Below are 18,063 nucleotides of genomic sequence, written 5' to 3' on the forward strand. Positions count from 1 at the left end.
GACTCAGCCGCCGTCGCCCTCGAGCGTGTCGAGGTCGCGTTCGCGCCGGTACTCGTCGTGCACCTGCGCCGCCTCGGTGAGGAGTGACACCAGACCGGGCTCGTCGCGGATGAGCCCCTGGAACTCCGACGGGAGCGCCTTGAGCGCGGAGATCTCGCGCTGCAGCGCCGCATAGTTCCGCTCACGGATCGCAGGATCCGCCTCGTAGTCGAGCTGCATGTACTCGACGGCGTGTCGGCGGGCGTTCTTCACGACCGTCTTGGCCTTGCCCCGCTTGCTGACCAGCGACCACACGATCGTGATGGTGAGGGTCGCGACGATGAACAGCAGCGAGAACCATGTCTCGACCTCCACGACATGGACGGGGTCGCCGTTGTTGATGAACGGAACGTTGTTCTCGTGCAGGGCGTGCAGGACCAGCTTCACGCCGATGAACGCGAGGATGGCGGCGAGGCCGTACTTGAGATAGACGAGCCGGTCGAGCAATCCGTCGATGAGGAAGTACAACTGCCGCAGGCCCATCAGGGAGAAGGCGGTCGCGGTGAAGACGATGAAGACGTTGGTCGTGAGACCGAAGATGGCCGGGATCGAATCGAGCGCGAACATGAGGTCGGTTCCGCCGATGGCGATCATGACCAGCAGCATCGGGGTCAGCGCCCGCCTGCCGTCGACGATCGTGAACATCTTGTCGCCGTCGTACTGGTCGGCGGTGTGCAGGAACCGCTTCGCGAGGCGGATGACGAAGTTGTTGGCCTCGTCCTCGTCCGCCGGATCCTCGGGCTTCAGCAGGTTGCCGGCCGTGATCAGCAGGATCGCGCCGAAGATGTAGAACATCCAGGCGAACGAGTTGATGAGCGCGGCGCCCAGCAGGATGAATCCCGTCCGGGCGATGAGCGAGAAGACGATGCCGAAGAGCAGGACCTTCTGCTGGTCCGCCCGTGGCACCTTGAACGAGCTCATGATGATGAGGAACACGAACAGGTTGTCGACCGACAGCGCCTTCTCGGTCAGGTACCCCGCGAAGTACTCCAGTCCCATGTCGTGACCGCCGGCGACCCACACGACGATACCGAAGACGACGGCGATGCCCACGTAGATGGCGGACCAGAAGCCCGCTTCCCGCAGCGTCGGGGTGTGGGCGACCCTGACGTGGAAGAAGTAGTCGAACAGCAGCAGGCCCACGATCACGACGACCGTGACGGCCCAGACCCATGCGGGAGTGTCCATCGAGTTCCTCTGTAGCGTTGCGTTCAGATGCGCGCGTCGGGTGTGTCGGGGCTCGACGAGAGCCCGTCCGGCTGGCCGGGGAACCGGCGCGACATCAGATCGATCGCCAGTTCTGCATCGAGATCGGCCAGAGAGTCCAGCACCGCGTGCGCCAGGGTCAAGGTCGCCGGGGCGGCGCGGGTGAAACTGTCCGGAACGGCGACGACCAGCATACCAGCGGCGGCCGCCGCGCGAATTCCGCTCCCCGAGTCCTCGACGGCGATGCTGGCGGCCGGGTCGGCGCCCAGTCTGCGGCAGGCCTCGAGGTACCCGTCGGGGGCGGGCTTCCCGACGCCGACCTCCTCGGTCGACACGACGACGGAGAACAGGTCGGTGACGCCGAGGACGTCCACGACGGTCTCGATGAGGATGCGCGGAGAGCTCGACGCGATGCCCAGCGGAGCCAGGGCGCCCATGCGCCGAATCGCCGCCACGGCGTCGGGCTTCGCGGTGAGATCCGTGCGATACACCGAGCGGAGCCCGGCGATGGTGCGGGCCGCGGCCGACGCGGCGTCGCCGCGCAGGCCGACGACATCGGCGAGGTACGCGGACCACTCCTGCGTGTTGAGCCCCATCATCGCCTGCGTCGCGCCGGGTGGCCACGGCACCCCGTCGGCGGCCGCGAGGCCGCGCCGGACCGCGTCCCAGGCGGGCTCGGTGTCCACGAGGACACCGTCGAGATCGAACACCACGGCTGCCGGTTCACGCGTCACGGGCCACATTGTGCCGATCGCGTCCCCGCGGCGCGAACTTGAGGTCGGTCACTTCTGCGACGATCTCGGCCCGCGGCTCCACAGGTTGGTCAGTTCGTGCTCGCACCGCGATGATCCGCTGGGCCAACTCGCGACACCACAGCGGCCTGTGCGTGACATCGGCGTAGGTGAAACGCACCGTCAGGATGCCCGCCGAGGCGATCAGCGTGTCGCGCTCTCGGTCGTGCTGCCACTGCCGGGGACTCGTGTGGAACGCCTCGCCGTCGAGCTCGAAGGCGATGCGGTGCACGGGATCGTACGCGTCGATGACGAACCGGCGCCCTGCGACCGTGACGGTGTGCTGCCGCAGCAGGTCGGCGAACTCCGTGCCCACGAAGACGTCGGTCAGCCCGCGGTACTCCAGGATGCTGCGCACGCCGACGCCGTACGCCGCCAGGGACTCCCGCAGGATCGGGCGTCCTCGGAAGCGGCGGCTCGTGCACAGGTCATCGACCAGCCCGATATCGATCACTCCCGTTGACAGCGCCTCCAGCGCCGTCGCCCGTGCCCGCTCGGGCGCGGCCTCGGCCATCGCGTGCAGCAGGGCGTTCTCGGCAGCCGCCACCGCCATGCCGTGGATGCTCGTGGACGGGACGTCGTACACCGTGCGCAGCAACCTCGTACCGGGGACCTCGCGCCGGACGCGCAGGCCGGTGGGCGCCGCGATCGTGACTCTGCTCGGTGCGTCGAGGACGGCGTGCCGCAGGAACAACGCGGCGCGTCCCGACACCGAGCAGGCATCCCCGCCGGCCAGGAGCAGCGCGCTCGCCCTGGTCCACGGCGAGTCGGCGTGGAGGGAACCGCAGCACAGGCCCCGGGACAGTCGCGAGAGAAGACCCGCCCGTTCGGCGGCATCGACCGCCCGGCGTCCGAATCGGCGGTTCAACGTCGCGCGGTCGTGTGCGCCCGGGCGGGCGAGGAGCACTTCCAGTGATCGGTCCACGCCACCATGCTGGCGGTTCGGCGCATCGTCCCGCGGACGTTATCCACAGGCGTGCGCGAAGTGACCATCGTGCGGCGGGAGGGCCGCGATCCGGCGCGGAAGCGACCAACTCCGGGCACGACGAGGGCCTCCCCGGAAACCGGGGAGGCCCTCGCTCGTCAGTCAGGACAGGCCGTAGGCCTTGTGGATGATCGTGATCGGGTGAACGGTGCGGACACCGGTGGCCGTCTCGATCTGCCAACGGCAGGTCTCGGAGTCACACAGTGCCAGTTCCTTGTTGGTCTCCAGCACCATGTCGAACAGCGGCTTGCCGACCGCCATCGCGACGTCGTACTTCTCCTTCTTGATGCCGTACGTGCCGGCCATGCCGCAGCAGGCGACGCCGCTCTCCTTGATCTTCACCCCGGGGATCAGCTCCAGCACCTCGGTGGCCGGGACGCCGATGCCGTGGCTCTTGAGCTGGCACGGCGGGTGGTAGGGGAGGGTGACGTCCATCGGCGCGAAGTCCTCGGGCAGAGTGCCTTCGTCATGGAGCTTCAGCAGCAGCTCCATGATGTCGACCATCCGGCCACCGACGTCGGCGAGCTCAGGATCGGCCACGCCGAGGATCTCCTCGGCCTCCCGCTTCAGCATCGACCCGCACGACGTGGAGGCCGACACGATCGGGATGTCCTTCCCGCCGGTGCGCAGATCGGCCACCAGCTTGCGGACGTACTTGCGGGCGGCATCGAACAGGCCGTTGGACTGCAACGGCAGGCCGCAGCACCCCTGCTTCGGGACGATGACCTCGTACCCGAGGTGCTCCAGCACCTCGATGGTCTTCTGGCCGGTCTCCAACTCGAAGTAGTTGGCCGCACAGCCGTGGAAGTAGATGATCTTCCCGCGGCTGCCGGGCTTGGCCGGAGCGGATGCGCCGCGGCGCTTGACCCAGCCCTGCAGAGTCTGCGTGTGGGCGGTCGGCATCGGAGCGTTGCGATGCAGCCCGATCACCTTCTCGGCGATGACCCGGATCGGCTTCACGCCCAGGGCCCAGTTCGCGACCGGAGCGACCGGGGTCATCACCGCGCCCATCAACGTGGTGCGGGAGATGATCTGATCGCGGAACGGCATGTTGTTCTGCTGTTTCATGGCGCCGCGCGCGAGCGAGTTCAGCTCGGCGATGTGGACGCCCTGGGGGCAGACCAGCGTGCAGGTGCCGCAACTGGAGCAGTAGTCGATCGAGTGGTCGACCGACAACCCGTGGCGGTACCGCTCCGCCTGCGGACCGACGAACTTCGGGCCCGGGAACAGCGGGGTCACGGCTGCGACGGGGCACTGGGTCTCGCAGATCGTGCACTTCACGCAGTGATCCAGGCTGGCCCGCATCAACTGCTCGTGCTCGTGTGTGTGCTCGATGGTCATCGTGCCTCCCCCAGGATCGAATCCGCCGCCCGGACCGCCGACGCGAGGGCGATGCCCTCGCCGGACTTCTCACGCCAGCGCGTGGCGCCGGCGAGGATGCCGCCCGCGGCGTACAGGTTGCCGAACACCGGCGCCCCGTCGGAGCCGACGACCCGCATCGCGTCGTCGACGGCGACGCCCACCTTGAACAGGGGCTGATCCGCACCCCAGTAGTCACCGTGCACGAGCGGAGCCTCGGCGTTGGCCAGCGGGAGGCCGAAGGTCTTCTCGGTCACCGTGCCGTAGGAGTCCATGTGCAGGTTGCCGCTCTCGAACCCGCCGGTGGCGATGACCACGGCCTTCGCCGCGTGGCCGGTCTTGCTGCCGGCCGAGTTCACCACGACACCGGTGAGGGTCGTCCCGTCGGCCGCGTGGTCGACGACGCGGTTGCCGACGATGACCCGGACGCCCGCGTCCTTCGCGAGCCGGGTCAGCGCCTCGTTGATGCGCATCCCCGGCACGCCCGGAGGGGGCAGCGGGATCTCGAACACCGGTACGCCGAGCTGGGTCTGGATGTCGGTCCAGGCCGCGGTGTCGTGAATGCCGAGCACAGCCGGCAGCCCGACGACCTCGCCCTCGGCGAGGTGCGGTTTGACGAGGGCGACCAGCTTGCGGCGGTTGTCGGGATCGTCCAGGGCGCGGGCATGGTTCAGACCGGTCGAGTCGGCCTCGCCCTCGCGGGCGACGAAGTCGACCGTGACGGCGCGAGCCGTGACCGAGCCGCCACCGGGCAGCGGGGTGCGGCCGAGGTTCTCGGCGACGAGACCCGGGTAGAAGTCCTTCAGCCGGGCGAGGCCGACGATGAGGTACTTCTTGCCGTCGGTCACCTCGCCGGCAGCCATGGACGTCGGCACGAGGGCCGTGGGGCGAAGCGCTCCGACGGCGGTGGGCAGCAGGACGTTGCGGGCGGGATCGCCGACGAACACGTCGGGCAGCAGCTCGGCGAGGTACCTCACCGCCGCCGCGACCTCCGTGCCCGAGAAGTGCGCGTAGGGATGACCACCATCGGTGATCGCATCGACGGCTGCGAGCGGATCGGTCACCCGGTCGGGGTTGTACCCGAAGATGTCGATCGTGCCCTGGCCGAGCTGGATGCCGCCGATGCCCTTGGTCAGGAGCGTGACGGTGCGACCCGCCTTGGCGAGCCGAATGGCTGTGACGAGGCCGGAGAACCCGGCCCCGATGACGACGGCGTCCCTCATCGCAGAACCTCCTCGGCGGGTTGCGGCAGATGCCCGATGTCGAGCGTGCCCTCGAAGATCCAGTCGTCGAGAGCGGTCTGGCGCACCTGGTCGCCATTGAGGATCGGCCACAGGCCGATCCAGCGGTTCCGCAGGAACAGCCGCAGCAGTCCCGTCGCCCGCTCGATGTCGATCTTGCCGCGGTCATGGCTGACGCCCGTCGCCCGCACGGAGCAGAAGCCGCCCTGGCAGGGACCCATGCCGAGCCGGAGCTGGCGGCGCAGATCGTCGAAGGTGGCCAGCGGCTGCTCATCCTGCAGGTCGGTGAACATCTTCTTGGTGAGGAGCTCGCACTCGCACAGGATCTGCTCGGAGAGGCGATCCTCCTCGCGGTCGTGCAGCCGATGGCTCACCGAGTAGAACGTGTGCTTCTCCGAACCCGGCACGACCTCGTCGGCGGTGCGGCATTCGCGCTGCTCGCCCAACTGCTCGCACATCGCGTCGACGACCTTCTTCGCCATCAGGCGATAGGTCGTGAGCTTGCCTCCGGCGATGGTCAGCAGGCCCTTGAGCCCGTCGCGTTCGGAGTGGTCGATGATCGACATGCCGCGGGACATGTGCCGCGTGTCGGTCGCGCTGACGCGGGAATCCTTGACCAGCGGTCGCGCACCGGCCCAGGCGTGCAGCGCACGCGACTGGCGGAAGCCGGGCACGAGCTGCTCGCCGCAGTCCATCATCTGCTGCACTTCTTCGTAGCTGATCTGCAGCCTGTCGGGATCCTCGGCCTTCTGGTCGGTCGTGCCGATGATGGAGACCGTGTGGACGGGGACGATGATGTCGCCGTCGGCCGGGTAGGTGAGGCGGTTCACCGGCGTGTTCACGAGCCGATGGTTCATCGCGATCATGATGCCGGCGCCCGGAACGACCTCGACGCCGTGACAGTCGGCCATGGCGGCGACCTGGCCGCCCCACGCCGCGGCGCAGTTGAGAACGAAGCTGCAGCCGATCTGAACGGTCTCGCCGGTCTTGTCGTCGGTGCAGATCACGGCCGAGACCGTGTCACCCTGACGTTCGATCTTGGTGACCCGGTGGTACGTGAGGATCTTGGCGCCGTACTGCTCGGCGGAGTGCGCGGCACCCCAGACGAGCTGCCAGCCGTCCACCGAGCCGTCGAGGGTCTCGAACGCGCGCGTCGCCTTGGGGTTCACCCGTGGCTCGCGGCGAAGCAGTTCGGCGATGGACACCTCGTTCACCGGGACTCCGGTGGCCTCGGCCCCGGTCTTGAATCGATCTCCGTACTCCGGATCGTCCGTCGGCGTCGCGACGAAGTAGCCGCCGGTCGGTTCGATGGCGTCCGCCTGGATGCGCTTCAGGATCTCGTTCTCCTCGGCGCATTCGGTGGCCGAGTGCGGATCGCTGACCACATAGCGTCCACCGGAGTGGAGCAGCCCGTGGAAGCGACCACTCGTGCCCTGGGCCAGATCGACGCGATCGACGAGGACTGCCTTGAATCCTCGCATCGCCACATCTCTCACCACGCCGGCACCGGTGGAGCCACCACCGATGACCACGACGTCGGCCTCTAGTTTTCTCACCTCACCCCTCCTCAGGGAGCGATACAGACGGCCCGCCCGCAGATCCGAACCGTCGTCCCGGCTCCTGTGCCGGGCTCTCTCGTCAGCAGCCTATACAGGGACGCCTTGGGTGCAGGGTCGCCTGGAACAATTTTGCAGGGTGGCCGTGACCATCTGGTGTTCTTCCCGCGAAACCGCGTTGGGCAGCGGAAAACCCGCGGCCGGCGGGGGAGTCCCCACCGGCCGCGGGGCACGTCACGAACGATCACTCAGCGGCGCGCACGGCCTCTGCGAGATCGCCCCAGATGTCGAGCATCGCGACGCGGATCTTCCGGTAGACCGCGAAGAACTTGTCGTACTTGGCGGTGTTCTCCGGGTTCGGCGTGTACTCGCGCACCATGTGGACGGTCTGGGCGGCCGCCTCGTCGTAGCTCGCGAACTCACCGCTGCCGATGCCGGCGACGATGGCCGCGCCCTTGGCGCCGAACTCGGTGCCGGCGGGGACGACGATCTTGCGACCGAGGCAGTCGGCGAAGATCTGCGCCCAGACAGGGCTGTTCGCGCCGCCACCGGACATGCGCACGACGTCGACCGGGATCGGGATCGAGTCGAGGCAGTCGCGGATGCCGAGAGCGACGCCCTCGTACACGGCCCGCAGCATGTCGGCGCGGGTGTGCGACATGTTCAGACCGCTGAACGAGCCGCGCGCGTCGGCCTTCGTGAACGGGGCACGCTCGCCGCCCGGCGAGAGGTAGCCGTGGAAGATGACGCCGTTCGAGCCGACCGGGACGGACGACACGACCCTGTCGAGGTAGTCGTACAGCAGCGCGCCCTGGCTGCGATCCGGATCGCCGCCGAGGATGCGCATGGCCTCGGCCTCGGCGCGGAACGGTGCGCCGAACTCGCGCAGGAACCAGTCGAGGTTGGGCGTGCAGCAGCTCATGCCCATCGCGCGGATCGAGGTCTTGTCGGTGTGCGGGATCATCCAGCCGACGTCCTCGGGGTCGGTCGCATTGGCGGGATCGTCGGTGGCGACGGTCACGATGCCCGCGGTGCCGACGACGGCCATGCAGTCGCCCGGGTTGATGACGCCGACGCCCAGGGAGGACGCGGTGATGTCCATCTGGCCCTTGTACACCGGGAGTCCCTCGGGCAGTCCGGTGAGCCCGGCTGCCTCGGCGGTCACGGTGCCGAGCAGGCCGGCTGCCGGGATGATCTCGGGCAGGACGTCCTTGATGTCCAGGATGCCCCAGGTGTCCAGGACCTCGTCGTTGTAGTTCCGGGTCACGACGTCGATGCCGCCGAGGCTCGGATCCGACGGGTCGGTCTTGGCGACGCCCGTGAGCCCGTAGCCGATCCAGTCCTTGCACCACAGTTGCGTGGCGCCCTCGAGGGACTCGGGACGGTTGTCCTTCAGCCACCGCAGAACGGCGGTCGAGGTGCCGGCGTACGGGCCGGTGCCGGAGAGCTGGAACTGCTTGGTGACGGTCCCGTCCTCGTACCACTGGTCGACCAGGGCGCCTGCGCGGCCGTCGGTCCAGAGGATGGCGGGGCCGATGGGCTTGCCGTCCTTGTCGATCATCCAGGTGCCGTCGCCCTGCCCTGTGAGCGACAGTGCCTTGATGTCCTTGGCGGCGACGCCGGAGCCCTGAAGGCACTGTTGGATGGCCTCGGTCGCAGCGACCCAGACCTCCTCCATGTTCTCTTCGGCCTGTGTCGGCGTCGGGTTGGTGATGGGAACGTTGCGAGCGCCACGGTGGATCTCGTTGCCCTCGAGATCAAACAGTGCCGCTTTGATGACGGATGTGCCGGCGTCGATGCCGATCAGGTAGTGGGACACACAACCTCCTCGATGAGGACTCTTCGTCGAGTCGATCCGGCGGCTTTGCCGGATAGGGGCCACCTTATCCTGAGCAGACATGTCATGACGAGTGATTCGTCGTGTAGCTTGGCGGCATGCGCGCACTGGTCAAGTACGCGAGCGGAGCGGGCAATGTCGCCCTGCGAGAGGTTGAACGACCCGCTTGCGGTTCAGAGCAGATTCTCATCAAGATCGCGGCTGTCGCGATCTGCGGCACGGATCGTGCCGCCGTCGAAGGCGGCCATGACTACCTGATCCCACGCACGTTGGGGCACGAGGCGTCCGGCGTGATCGCCGAGATCGGGGCGGCTGCGAACCGTCCCGACCTGGCCGTCGGCGACCGGGTGACGGTCGAGACCGACGCCTACCTGTGCATGACGTGCGTGTACTGCAAACAGGAGGAGTTCCACCGGTGCCGGAACCGCCGGGGCATCGGGACGACCGCCGACGGGGCGCTCGCGGACTACCTCGTGATTCCCGCCCGGGCCGTGCACAGGCTGCCCGACAACGTCCCGCTCCTCGCCGGTGCGCTCACCGAGCCGGTCGCCATCTCCGTCCACGCCGTCATCGAGCGCAGCCCGTCGCTGGCCGGAGAGGTCGTCGTGGTGGTCGGACCGGGAGCCGTGGGTCAGTTGTGCGCGCAGGTCGCGCGGGCGGCGGGCGCCACGGTCGTCCTCGCAGGCCGCTCCCGGCACGCGGGGCAACTGGCACGGGCCCGCGAGGCCGGGATCCACTACACGGTCGATACCGAGACCCAGGACCTCGCCGAGTTCGTCAGGGGAATCACCGGCGGGTACGGCGCGCATTCGGTGTACGAGTGCAGCGGCGGCCCCGGCGTGCTGGAGGGCATCGGCCCGGTGCTGCGCAAGGGCGGGCGGATCGTCCTCGTCGCGTTCTACCGCACGCCGCCCCAGGTCGACGTCGACTATCTGATCCAGAACGAGCTCGAACTCGTCGGCTCGCGAGGAAAGAAGCCGTCGAGCTTCCGTACGGCGCTGCGGCTGATGGGGGAGGGGTTCATCGACGTCGAGTCTGCGATCGGCGCCGCGCTGCCGCTCGACGAGTGGGAGCAGGGCCTCGCGCTCGTCAGTCAGGGCGTCAAGGTCGTCCTGCGGGTCGACGACACGCTCGACGGGTAGCCCTCGGCCGGGTGTCGCCGAACTCGGCCTGGTTCAGAGCAGTTCGGCGTCGTGGACCAGCATCGCCACCTGGACGCGGTTCTCGGCGTTCACCTTGGCGAAGATGCGCGTCACGTACGCCTTCACGGTCGCCACGCTCACGTGGACGGTCGCGGCGATCTCGGCATTGGACAGGCCGCGACCGATCTCCACGGCGATCTCGAGTTCCCGCTCGCTCAGCCCGGCCAGGTGGTCGCGGGCGGCGTCGCGTCGCCGGCCCGCGGCGGGCCTGGTCGCCGCGGCGATCACCTGGTTGGCGACGCTGGGGGAGAGGATCGGCTCGCCGGCGGCGACGGCCAGCACTGCGGAGACCAGACGCTCCGGCGGCGTGTCCTTCAGCAGGAAGCCTGCCGCCCCTGCCTGGAGCGCCTGGAGGACCGAGTCGTCGCTGTCGAAGGTGGTGAGCACGAGAACCCGCGGCGCGTCGGCCTGCGCCAGGAGTTCGCGCGTGGCGGCGAGGCCGTCCTTGCGCGGCATGCGGATGTCCATGAGCACGACGTCGGGTGACGTCCGGCGGACGAGGTCGGCGACCTCGGTGCCGTCGCCGGCCTCGCCGACGAGCTCGATCCGCGGCGATCCGCCGAGGATGAGCCCCAGACCGGTCCGCACGAGAGGGTCGTCGTCCACGACCGCGACCCTGATCACCTCACCCATGGCAGCCAGGCTCTCACGACGAAGTCCCCTCGTTCCGGGGCGGCCGTCAGCGTGCCGCCCATCAACTGGGCCCGTTCCTGCAACCCGACGAGGCCGAATCCCGCTCCCGGAACACCGGTTCCGCCGGTGAGCCGGTTGCGCACCTCGATCGACAGGCCATCGCCAGGCCCCCCGTCCAGCCTGATCCGCACCTCGGACCCCGCGGCGTGCTTGCGCGCATTCGTGAGCGCCTCCTGCACGATCCGATAGGCATGCCGGGCCAGCGTCGACGGCGGCTTCTCGCCGCCGGTCGCGGAGTCGTCGAGGATGACGACGACGCCGGCCGCCCTCGTCTCGTCGAGGAGATGCGGGAGGTCGGCCAGGGTCGGCTGCGGCGCCTCCGGCCCGCCGTCCTGCCGCAGGTCGGCCAGGACGACACGGAGTTCGGCGAGCGCCTCGTGCGCCGTCTCCTGGATCGTGCGTGCGATCTCCCGGGTCTGAGCGGGGTCCAGGTCGGCGCGATAGCTCAGCGCGCCGGCCTGCAGAGAGACGAGGGAGATCCGGTGGGCGAGCGAGTCGTGCATCTCCCGAGCGAGCCGCGCCCGTTCTGCCGACTGGACCTGGAGGACGCGCAGCGCCTGCTCGCGCTCGGCGGTCTCTGCCCGTTCGCGCAGCGACGCAAGAAGATCGCGTCGCGCCCCGACGTACCATCCGATCGCGGTGTAGATCCCGAGCCACAGTGCGGAGAAGATCAGCCCCCAGGCGTTGTCCACCAGGGACTGCTGCAGATGCAGGATGGGCTCGATGACGAACCAGCTCGTGACGGTGGACCCGAGCAGCAGGACCGCGGGGATCACCTGCTCGCGCCAGCGGCGCCGTGTGCACAGGGATACGTAGGCCCAGGCCGAGAAGCCGGCGCTCGTCGCGGAGACGGTCATGGCGATCGCGAGGATGCTCGCCACGACGACGGGATGCCGGCGCCGCGCGACGATGACGGCCGCGGAACAGACGGCGAGCCCGAGATCGAGCGCGAAGTACCAGAAGGGGATCCCGGGCAGTTCGTCGACGGTCTCCGCAGCGAGCATCACGTACACGAGCCCGGCCGGGAGTCCCATGGCCACGGCGAGGAGGTAGCGCCAGGTCACGCTCCAGCGTGTGAGGGGTGGCGGCGGGTACAGGCGACCGGGATCGCTGCCCGCGTCGGGTGGACGGGTCGTCAGGGCGGGCATGGTGCGAGCCTATGACGCCTGGGTCTCGCGCGCAGTGACCATCGGTCTCGACCTCGTGGACGAAGGTCGACACGGCTCGTCGAAACCCGAGACCGAAGGAGGGCCGATTCTCGCCCCGGGGGAACTGCGCCCGGCCGGGTGGCTGCGGTCCGATGAGGACATGATCACCATCGACCACCTTTCGAAGAGCTACGGCGGCGTGACCGCCGTCGACGACATCTCGTTTCGCGTGGACGCCGGGACCGTCGCCGGCTTCCTCGGCCCGAACGGCGCAGGCAAGTCTACGACGCTGCGTTGTCTGGTGGGCCTCACGACCCCCGATGGCGGACGCGCGCTGATCGACGGGCAGCCCTTCGGCGAGCTTGCGAACCCCGCCGCACAGGTCGGCGTCCTGCTCGATGCCGGGGCTCAGCACGTCGGCCGTTCCGGCCGCGAGACGCTGCTGCTGAGTGCACTGGTGATGGGGCTGCCCGCTGTCCGCGTCGACGAGGTGCTCGACCTCGTCCGCCTGACGCCCGCCGAGTCCCGGCGCCGCGTCGGCACCTATTCGCTGGGTATGCGGCAGCGCCTGGGCCTCGCCACGGCGCTGCTGGGCTCTCCGCGCGTGCTCGTCCTCGACGAGCCCGTGAACGGGCTCGACCCGCAAGGCATCGTCTGGATGCGTGACCTGCTGCGCGATTTCGCGTCGGGCGGGGGGACGGTGCTGCTCTCGTCCCACCTGCTGCACGAGGTCGACCAGGTCGCGGACCAGGTGATCATGATCGGCGCGGGCCAGATCGTGGCGCAGGGGTCGCGCGAGACGCTCCTGTCCGGCGGTGCCGACCTGGAGCAGTTGTTCCTGGAACTGACCGATCCCTCCTCGCGGGGACGGCTGACGGGGGGCGAGGTCGCATGACCGGCGTCCTTCCCGATCCGACCGCGCCGACACAGAACAGGCCTCCGATGACCACCTCTGCCTCCGTCGCCCCCCTGTCCTCCGCTCACCGCGCCGCCGCAACGGTCGGTTTCGGGCGCCTCGTGGCCGCCGAGGCGCGCAAGCTCGTCGACACGCGGTCCGGTTTCTGGCTGCTGATCGCGACCGGCCTCGTCACGCTGGCGGTGACGGCCGCCAACGTCCTCCTTCTCGCCTACGCCTACACGGCGAACGCCGAACTCGCGGGCCGACGGGTCGACCTGTTGACGTCGGCCCAGAGCGCCGCGGGCGTTCTCACCCTGTTCCTCACCGTGCTGAGCATCCTCACGATCACGAGTGAATGGGGACAGCGCACGGTGCTGACGACCTTCGTCCTCGAGCCCCGCCGGCAGCGCGTGCTCGCCGCCAAGCTGGTCGTGATCCTCACGGTGACCGTCCTCGCGACGGTGATCGCGTTCCCGGTGGCGGCTGGGCTGATGGGCCTCGCGCACGCGATCTTCGGGGTGGGGCTCGACTGGAGCCTGCAGGCGGGGCCGGTGTTCGGCGTCGTCCTCGTCGCGGTGCTCGGAGCCCTGATGGGCGCCGGGTTCGGCCTGCTGATGCTGAACGGCCCGGCCGCGATCGTGACCTCCTTCCTGCTCCCGACGGTGCTCGCGATGACGTCGCTCATCAGCTTCGCGTGGAGGCCCTACGCCGACATCGACCCGTGGGTCAATCCCACGACGGCGCAGTCGCCGCTCCTGCTGTGGGAGATGGGTTCTCAGGCCTGGGCGCATCTCGCCGTCACGACGCTGATCTGGATCGGCGTCCCGCTCGCGATCGGGATGTGGCGCTGGGGACGCCGCGAAGCCACGTGATGAGAAGAGGCATCGCTTTGCTTGAAAACTTAGGCTAGCCTTCTCTTACTGAGCGCAGGCTGTGGCCCGCATCGTCGAGGTTCGGCGGCCTGCCAGTGTCCTGTCGGTCGTGACTCAGCACCGACGTCGCCAGATGAATGGGAGTTCCTTGACCATGCACACGTTGCGTCGCCGATTCGTCGCGCTCACCGCGGTCTCGACCGCGTTCGCGTTCGTCCTCGCGGGCTGTTCCGCGAGCCCGACAGCCGAGGAGACCACGGCAGCACCCGCGAACATCGAGGTCCAGGACAACCACGGCGTCCAGACCATCGCGATCCCGCCGAAGAGTGTGGTCGCGACCGACAACCGCGTCTTCCAGACGCTCGCCGACTGGGGAGTCACCCTGAAGGCGGCGCCTGTCGACCTCATCCCCGCCGGCAACCCGTACAAGACGGATTCGTCGATCGTGAACCTCGGATCGCACAACGAACCCGACCTGGAGGCTGTCGTCGCCGTCGAGCCGGACCTGATCATCAACGGGCAGCGGTTCGCCTCCCGGTACGAGGAGCTGAAGACCCTCGCCCCGGACGCCGCGATCATCGAGCTCGATCCGCGCGACGGCGAGCCCTTCGACGAGGAACTGAAGCGCCAGGTCGAGGTGCTCGGAAAGGTCTTCGGCCACGAGGAGGACGCGCAGCGGCTCATCGACGACTTCGACGCCTCGATCGAACGGGTCAAGAAGGCCTATGACTCGTCGGACACCGTGATGGCGGTCATCACCTCCGGCGGCGAGATCAACTACGCGGCGCCGGGAACGGGCCGCACCCTCGGCCCGGTGTTCGAGATCCTCGATCTGACGCCGGCCCTCACGGCCGACGGGTCCAGCGATCACCAGGGCGACGACATCTCGGTGGAGGCGATCGCCGCGTCCAATCCCGACTGGATCCTGGTCATGGACCGCGACGCGGCGGTGAGTGCGAACTCGACGGACGGCTCCTACACCCCGGCGAACGAACTGCTTGCCGGCTCGGCGGCGCTGAAGAACGTGACCGCGGTGCAGCAGGGCAACATCGTGTACATGCCGCAGTTCACCTATGTGAACGAGGGCATCCAGACGTACACGGCCTTCTTTACCTCGCTGGCCGAGCAGTTGGAGAAGAGCTGACGCGTCCGCCGGAGGCGACAGGCCGTCGGCGGCGGTGCCGGTCCGGACTCCGGCAGGCACCGCCGCGGCGGCCCGGCTCCGACGACCGTCCGGCGGCCGGCCCCGCCGGACGATCCGGACGTCCGCCCGCGATCCGTCGCCCCACCGGTCCCGCTCCCGCATGACGGAATCACTCACCGACCTCCCGCCGGCCGTCACGTCCCCGGCCGCGCCCGTTCGCGCCCGGGTCCCGAAGAGCCGCTTGTTCACCTGGCCGCTGCTCGCCGGGCTCGCCGCGACGGCCGGACTTGTCGCGCTCTCCCTGTTCGTCGGCGTCTACGACATCCTCGGTGCCGAGGACGGTGCGGAGATGTTCGCGATCACCCGGATCCCCCGCACGATTGCCCTCGTCCTCGCCGGTGCCGCGATGGCGATGTCCGGCATGGTCATGCAGCAGCTCACCCAGAATCGCTTCGTGGAGCCGTCCACCGCAGGAACCACCGAGTGGGCGGGCCTCGGCCTGCTGCTGATCATGATCGTGATGCCGGAGGCGCCGCTGCTCGTAAAGATGACCGGCGCCGTGCTCACCGCCTTCGTGGGCACGATGGTCTTCTTCGGGTTCCTGCGCCGCGTCACGCTCCGGTCCTCGATCATCGTGCCGATCGTCGGCATGATGCTGGGCGCCGTCGTCGGCGCCGTGTCCACCTTCATCGCGCTGTCCACCGACATGCTCCAGAGCATGGGGGTCTGGTTCCTCGGCTCCTTCACCTCCGTGCTGCAGGGGCAGTACGAGCCGCTGTGGGCCGTCGTGATCGTCGTCGTCGCGGTGTTCGTCGCCGCCGACCGGTTCACCGTCGCGGGGCTGGGGCAGGACGTGGCCACCAACGTGGGTCTGAACTACAACCGCGTCGTCCTGCTCGGCACCGGCCTCATCGCCGCCGCGACCGGCATCGTCACGGTCGTGGTCGGGAACCTTCCGTTCCTGGGCCTCATCGTGCCGAACATCGTGTCGCTGTTCCGGGGCGACGACCTCCGGTCGAACCTTCCGTGGGTGTGCCTGCTCGGGATCTGGGTGGTCACGGTCTGCGACATCATCGGGCGCGTCATCGTCATGCCCTTCGAGGTCCCGGTGGCCACCATCCTGGCCGTCCTCGGAGCGGTCGTGTTCATCCTCCTTCTGCTGAGGGCGCGGCGCCGTGGCTGAGGGCACCGTGACCAGGCCCGGCCCGCGGGTCGTGGCGGGGCAGCGGCATTCGGGTGCGCTGCCGACCGCGCGCGCCGGACGACGCTACGCGACCATCCTGGCGGTCCTCGCCACCCTCGCCGTCCTCGTGGCGTCCGGCACCCTCGCCTGGGACAACCCCATGCCGTTCGGCAGCACCGGGTTCTGGCGAATCGCCGAATTGCGGGCGACGAGCCTCGTCATCATCGTCGTGGTCGCGTTCTGCCAGGCCATCGCGACCGTCTCGTTCCACACGGTGACCAACAACCGGATCATCACCCCGTCGATCATGGGCTTCGAGTCGCTGTACCGCCTGGTGCAGACCTCGGCGGTGTTCTTCCTCGGCGCCGCCGGGATCATCGCGGTCCAGGGTGTGTGGCAGTTCGTCCTGCAGGTGGCGCTCATGGTGGCCTTCGCGGCGGGGCTCTACGGCTGGCTCCTCTCGGGGAAGTACGCGAACCTCCAGATCATGCTGCTCATCGGCGTGATCCTCGGAGGGGGCCTCGGCGCGCTCGCCTCGTTCATGCAGCGGCTTCTGACGCCGACCGAGTTCGACCTGCTGACCGCCCGGCTCATCGGCAGCATCGCCAATGCCGATGCGAGCTACCTCGCGGTCTCCGTGCCGCTCGCCGCCGCCGCCGGGGCGACGCTGTGGCTGGGGGCGGGCCGGCTCAACGTGCTGGGGCTCGGACGGGACACCGCGATCAACCTCGGCGCCGACCATCGCCGTCAGACGATCGTGGTGCTGCTGCTGGTCTCCGTCCTCATGGCGGTATCGACGTCACTGGTCGGGCCGATGACCTTCTTCGGGTTCCTCGTCGCGATGATCGCCTATCAGCTCGCGGACACCTACGACCACCGCCTCATCTTCCCGGTCGCGTGGCTCACCGGGTTCGTGGTCCTCGCAGGCGCGTACTTCGTGCTCAAGAACGTGTTCTACGCGCAGGGCGCGGTCGGCGTCATCATCGAGATCGTCGGAGGCTCGTTCTTCCTCGCCTACATCCTGAGAAAGGGGCGGCTGTGATCACGCTCACGTCGGTCGCGAAGAGCTACAGCTCCGAGGTCGCCATCGGCCCGGTGGACCTGACGATACCGGCCGGCGGCATCACGGCGCTCGTCGGGCCCAACGGCGCGGGAAAGTCGACGCTGCTCACCATGATCGGCCGGTTGCTCGCGATGGACGAGGGGGCCATCGAGGTCGCGGGGCTCGACATCGCGACGACGCCGTCGAAGGATCTCGCGAAGATCGTGTCGATCCTGCGCCAGGAGAACCACTTCGTGGCGCGCCTGACCGTCCGGCAGCTCGTGGGCTTCGGCCGGTTTCCGTACTCGCGCGGCCGGCTCACGCTCGGCGACGAGGAGATCGTCAGTCGCTCGATCGACTTCCTCGGCATGGGGGAGCTCGAAGGCCGCTATCTCGACGAGCTCTCCGGCGGGCAGCGGCAGCGGGCGTACGTCGCGATGGTGCTGGCCCAGGACACCGACTGCCTGCTGCTCGACGAGCCGCTCAACAACCTCGACATGCAGCACTCCGTGCAGATGATGCACCATCTTCGCCGGGCGGCGACCGAGCTCGGCCGCACCATCGTCATCGTCCTGCACGACGTCAACTTCGCAAGCCACTACGCCGACCGCATCTGCGCGATCAAGGACGGCCGGATCGTCCACGTCGGCCTGCCCGAGGAGATCATGCGCGGCGACGTGCTCACCGAGATCTTCGACACTCCTGTGGACGTCGTGGACGGGCCACGCGGCAGGCTCGCGGTCTACTACTGATCGTGCCGGGGAGGGTGGGTGGGTATCCGGCGACGTGGCGATCCAGGGCAACGGCGGGAATAACCCTGGCTCGCCCAGGGTTGAGCCGGGTGGACTGAAGATGAGGAATTGAGCG

General features: G+C 68.8%; 16 protein-coding genes. 7 read left to right on the forward strand and 9 right to left on the reverse strand.

The features are described from left to right. Positions 1-3 precede the first annotated feature (3 nt). The 7 genes from G555_RS0113310 to G555_RS0113340 form a co-directional block, all read right to left on the reverse strand. On the reverse strand, positions 4-1,227 hold the full coding sequence (locus G555_RS0113310; RefSeq protein WP_028709237.1) for a TerC family protein: 1,224 nt from the start codon (positions 1,225-1,227) through the stop codon (positions 4-6). A gap of 23 nt (positions 1,228-1,250) precedes the next feature. After that, entirely contained in the window at positions 1,251-1,979 is a 729-nt protein-coding gene (locus G555_RS20050; RefSeq protein ID WP_051209102.1) for an HAD family hydrolase, read from the reverse strand. Further along, on the reverse strand, positions 1,969-2,961 hold the full coding sequence (locus tag G555_RS0113320) for an endonuclease domain-containing protein (protein ID WP_156887560.1): 993 nt from the start codon (positions 2,959-2,961) through the stop codon (positions 1,969-1,971). Before G555_RS0113320 ends, G555_RS20050 begins: the two co-directional genes overlap by 11 nt. Before the next feature lie 162 nt (positions 2,962-3,123). Continuing rightward, complete coding sequence (locus G555_RS0113325; RefSeq protein WP_028709239.1) at positions 3,124-4,362, reverse strand: anaerobic glycerol-3-phosphate dehydrogenase subunit C; 1,239 nt, start codon at positions 4,360-4,362, stop codon at positions 3,124-3,126. Beyond that, a complete protein-coding gene (glpB, locus tag G555_RS0113330; protein WP_028709240.1) occupies positions 4,359-5,603 on the reverse strand; it encodes a glycerol-3-phosphate dehydrogenase subunit GlpB in 1,245 nt (414 codons plus the stop codon). The genes G555_RS0113325 and glpB overlap by 4 nt, the downstream gene beginning before the upstream one ends. Then, positions 5,600-7,177 (reverse strand): anaerobic glycerol-3-phosphate dehydrogenase subunit GlpA, encoded by a 1,578-nt coding sequence (glpA, locus tag G555_RS0113335; protein WP_028709241.1) that lies wholly within the window; start codon positions 7,175-7,177, stop codon positions 5,600-5,602. The genes glpB and glpA overlap by 4 nt, the downstream gene beginning before the upstream one ends. Before the next feature lie 244 nt (positions 7,178-7,421). Next, complete coding sequence (locus G555_RS0113340) at positions 7,422-8,996, reverse strand: FGGY-family carbohydrate kinase (protein WP_028709242.1); 1,575 nt, start codon at positions 8,994-8,996, stop codon at positions 7,422-7,424. A gap of 116 nt (positions 8,997-9,112) precedes the next feature. Between G555_RS0113340 and G555_RS0113345 the strand changes: the two genes are divergently transcribed. Further along, positions 9,113-10,156, forward strand: a complete 1,044-nt coding sequence (locus G555_RS0113345) for an alcohol dehydrogenase catalytic domain-containing protein (protein WP_028709243.1) — start codon at positions 9,113-9,115, stop codon at positions 10,154-10,156. 33 nt (positions 10,157-10,189) lie between these two features. On the opposite strand, the gene G555_RS0113350 is transcribed toward G555_RS0113345, so the two are convergent. Together G555_RS0113350 and G555_RS0113355 are read right to left on the reverse strand one after the other, a co-directional pair. Continuing rightward, complete coding sequence (locus G555_RS0113350; RefSeq protein WP_028709244.1) at positions 10,190-10,849, reverse strand: response regulator transcription factor; 660 nt, start codon at positions 10,847-10,849, stop codon at positions 10,190-10,192. Beyond that, positions 10,837-12,057, reverse strand: coding sequence for a sensor histidine kinase (locus G555_RS0113355; protein WP_084635251.1), 1,221 nt, complete (start codon positions 12,055-12,057; stop codon positions 10,837-10,839). The genes G555_RS0113350 and G555_RS0113355 overlap by 13 nt, the downstream gene beginning before the upstream one ends. Here G555_RS0113355 and G555_RS20055 point away from each other — a divergent pair. The 6 genes from G555_RS20055 to G555_RS0113385 all read left to right on the forward strand — a co-directional run bounded on the left by G555_RS20055 (position 12,056) and on the right by G555_RS0113385 (position 17,948). After that, the gene (locus G555_RS20055; protein ID WP_245581270.1) at positions 12,056-12,952 is read left to right on the forward strand and encodes an ABC transporter ATP-binding protein; all 897 of its coding nucleotides are present in this window, start codon (positions 12,056-12,058) and stop codon (positions 12,950-12,952) included. The two genes, G555_RS0113355 and G555_RS20055, sit on opposite strands and share 2 nt — an antisense overlap. A 47-nt stretch (positions 12,953-12,999) precedes the next feature. Then, the gene (locus tag G555_RS0113365) at positions 13,000-13,827 is read left to right on the forward strand and encodes an ABC-2 transporter permease (RefSeq protein WP_028709246.1); all 828 of its coding nucleotides are present in this window, start codon (positions 13,000-13,002) and stop codon (positions 13,825-13,827) included. Positions 13,828-13,981: 154 nt separating this feature from the next. After that, positions 13,982-14,971, forward strand: coding sequence for a siderophore ABC transporter substrate-binding protein (locus G555_RS0113370; RefSeq protein ID WP_028709247.1), 990 nt, complete (start codon positions 13,982-13,984; stop codon positions 14,969-14,971). Positions 14,972-15,131: 160 nt separating this feature from the next. Beyond that, complete coding sequence (locus G555_RS0113375; RefSeq protein ID WP_028709248.1) at positions 15,132-16,154, forward strand: ABC transporter permease; 1,023 nt, start codon at positions 15,132-15,134, stop codon at positions 16,152-16,154. After that, entirely contained in the window at positions 16,147-17,196 is a 1,050-nt protein-coding gene (locus G555_RS0113380; RefSeq protein WP_245581271.1) for an iron chelate uptake ABC transporter family permease subunit, read from the forward strand. The genes G555_RS0113375 and G555_RS0113380 overlap by 8 nt, the downstream gene beginning before the upstream one ends. Next, entirely contained in the window at positions 17,193-17,948 is a 756-nt protein-coding gene (locus tag G555_RS0113385) for an iron ABC transporter ATP-binding protein (RefSeq protein WP_028709250.1), read from the forward strand. Before G555_RS0113380 ends, G555_RS0113385 begins: the two co-directional genes overlap by 4 nt. Positions 17,949-18,063 lie beyond the last annotated feature (115 nt).

This window comes from Propionicicella superfundia DSM 22317 (assembly GCF_000423465.1).
Classification (GTDB): Bacteria; Actinomycetota; Actinomycetes; order Propionibacteriales; family Propionibacteriaceae; genus Propionicicella; species Propionicicella superfundia.

What these genes read in the sequence shown, in the direction of transcription:
- G555_RS0113310 (WP_028709237.1), bottom strand. Translation starts at nt 1,227, where the DNA reads ATGGACACTCCCGCATGGGTCTGGGCCGTCACGGTCGTCGTGATCGTG.
- G555_RS0113325 (WP_028709239.1), bottom strand. Translation starts at nt 4,362, where the DNA reads ATGACCATCGAGCACACACACGAGCACGAGCAGTTGATGCGGGCCAGC.
- glpB (WP_028709240.1), bottom strand. Translation starts at nt 5,603, where the DNA reads ATGAGGGACGCCGTCGTCATCGGGGCCGGGTTCTCCGGCCTCGTCACA.
- G555_RS0113345 (WP_028709243.1), top strand. Translation starts at nt 9,113, where the DNA reads ATGCGCGCACTGGTCAAGTACGCGAGCGGAGCGGGCAATGTCGCCCTG.
- G555_RS0113350 (WP_028709244.1), bottom strand. Translation starts at nt 10,849, where the DNA reads ATGGGTGAGGTGATCAGGGTCGCGGTCGTGGACGACGACCCTCTCGTG.
- G555_RS20055 (WP_245581270.1), top strand. Translation starts at nt 12,056, where the DNA reads ATGGTGCGAGCCTATGACGCCTGGGTCTCGCGCGCAGTGACCATCGGT.
- G555_RS0113355 (WP_084635251.1), bottom strand. Translation starts at nt 12,057, where the DNA reads ATGCCCGCCCTGACGACCCGTCCACCCGACGCGGGCAGCGATCCCGGT.
- G555_RS0113365 (WP_028709246.1), top strand. Translation starts at nt 13,000, where the DNA reads ATGACCACCTCTGCCTCCGTCGCCCCCCTGTCCTCCGCTCACCGCGCC.
- G555_RS0113370 (WP_028709247.1), top strand. Translation starts at nt 13,982, where the DNA reads ATGCACACGTTGCGTCGCCGATTCGTCGCGCTCACCGCGGTCTCGACC.
- G555_RS0113375 (WP_028709248.1), top strand. Translation starts at nt 15,132, where the DNA reads ATGACGGAATCACTCACCGACCTCCCGCCGGCCGTCACGTCCCCGGCC.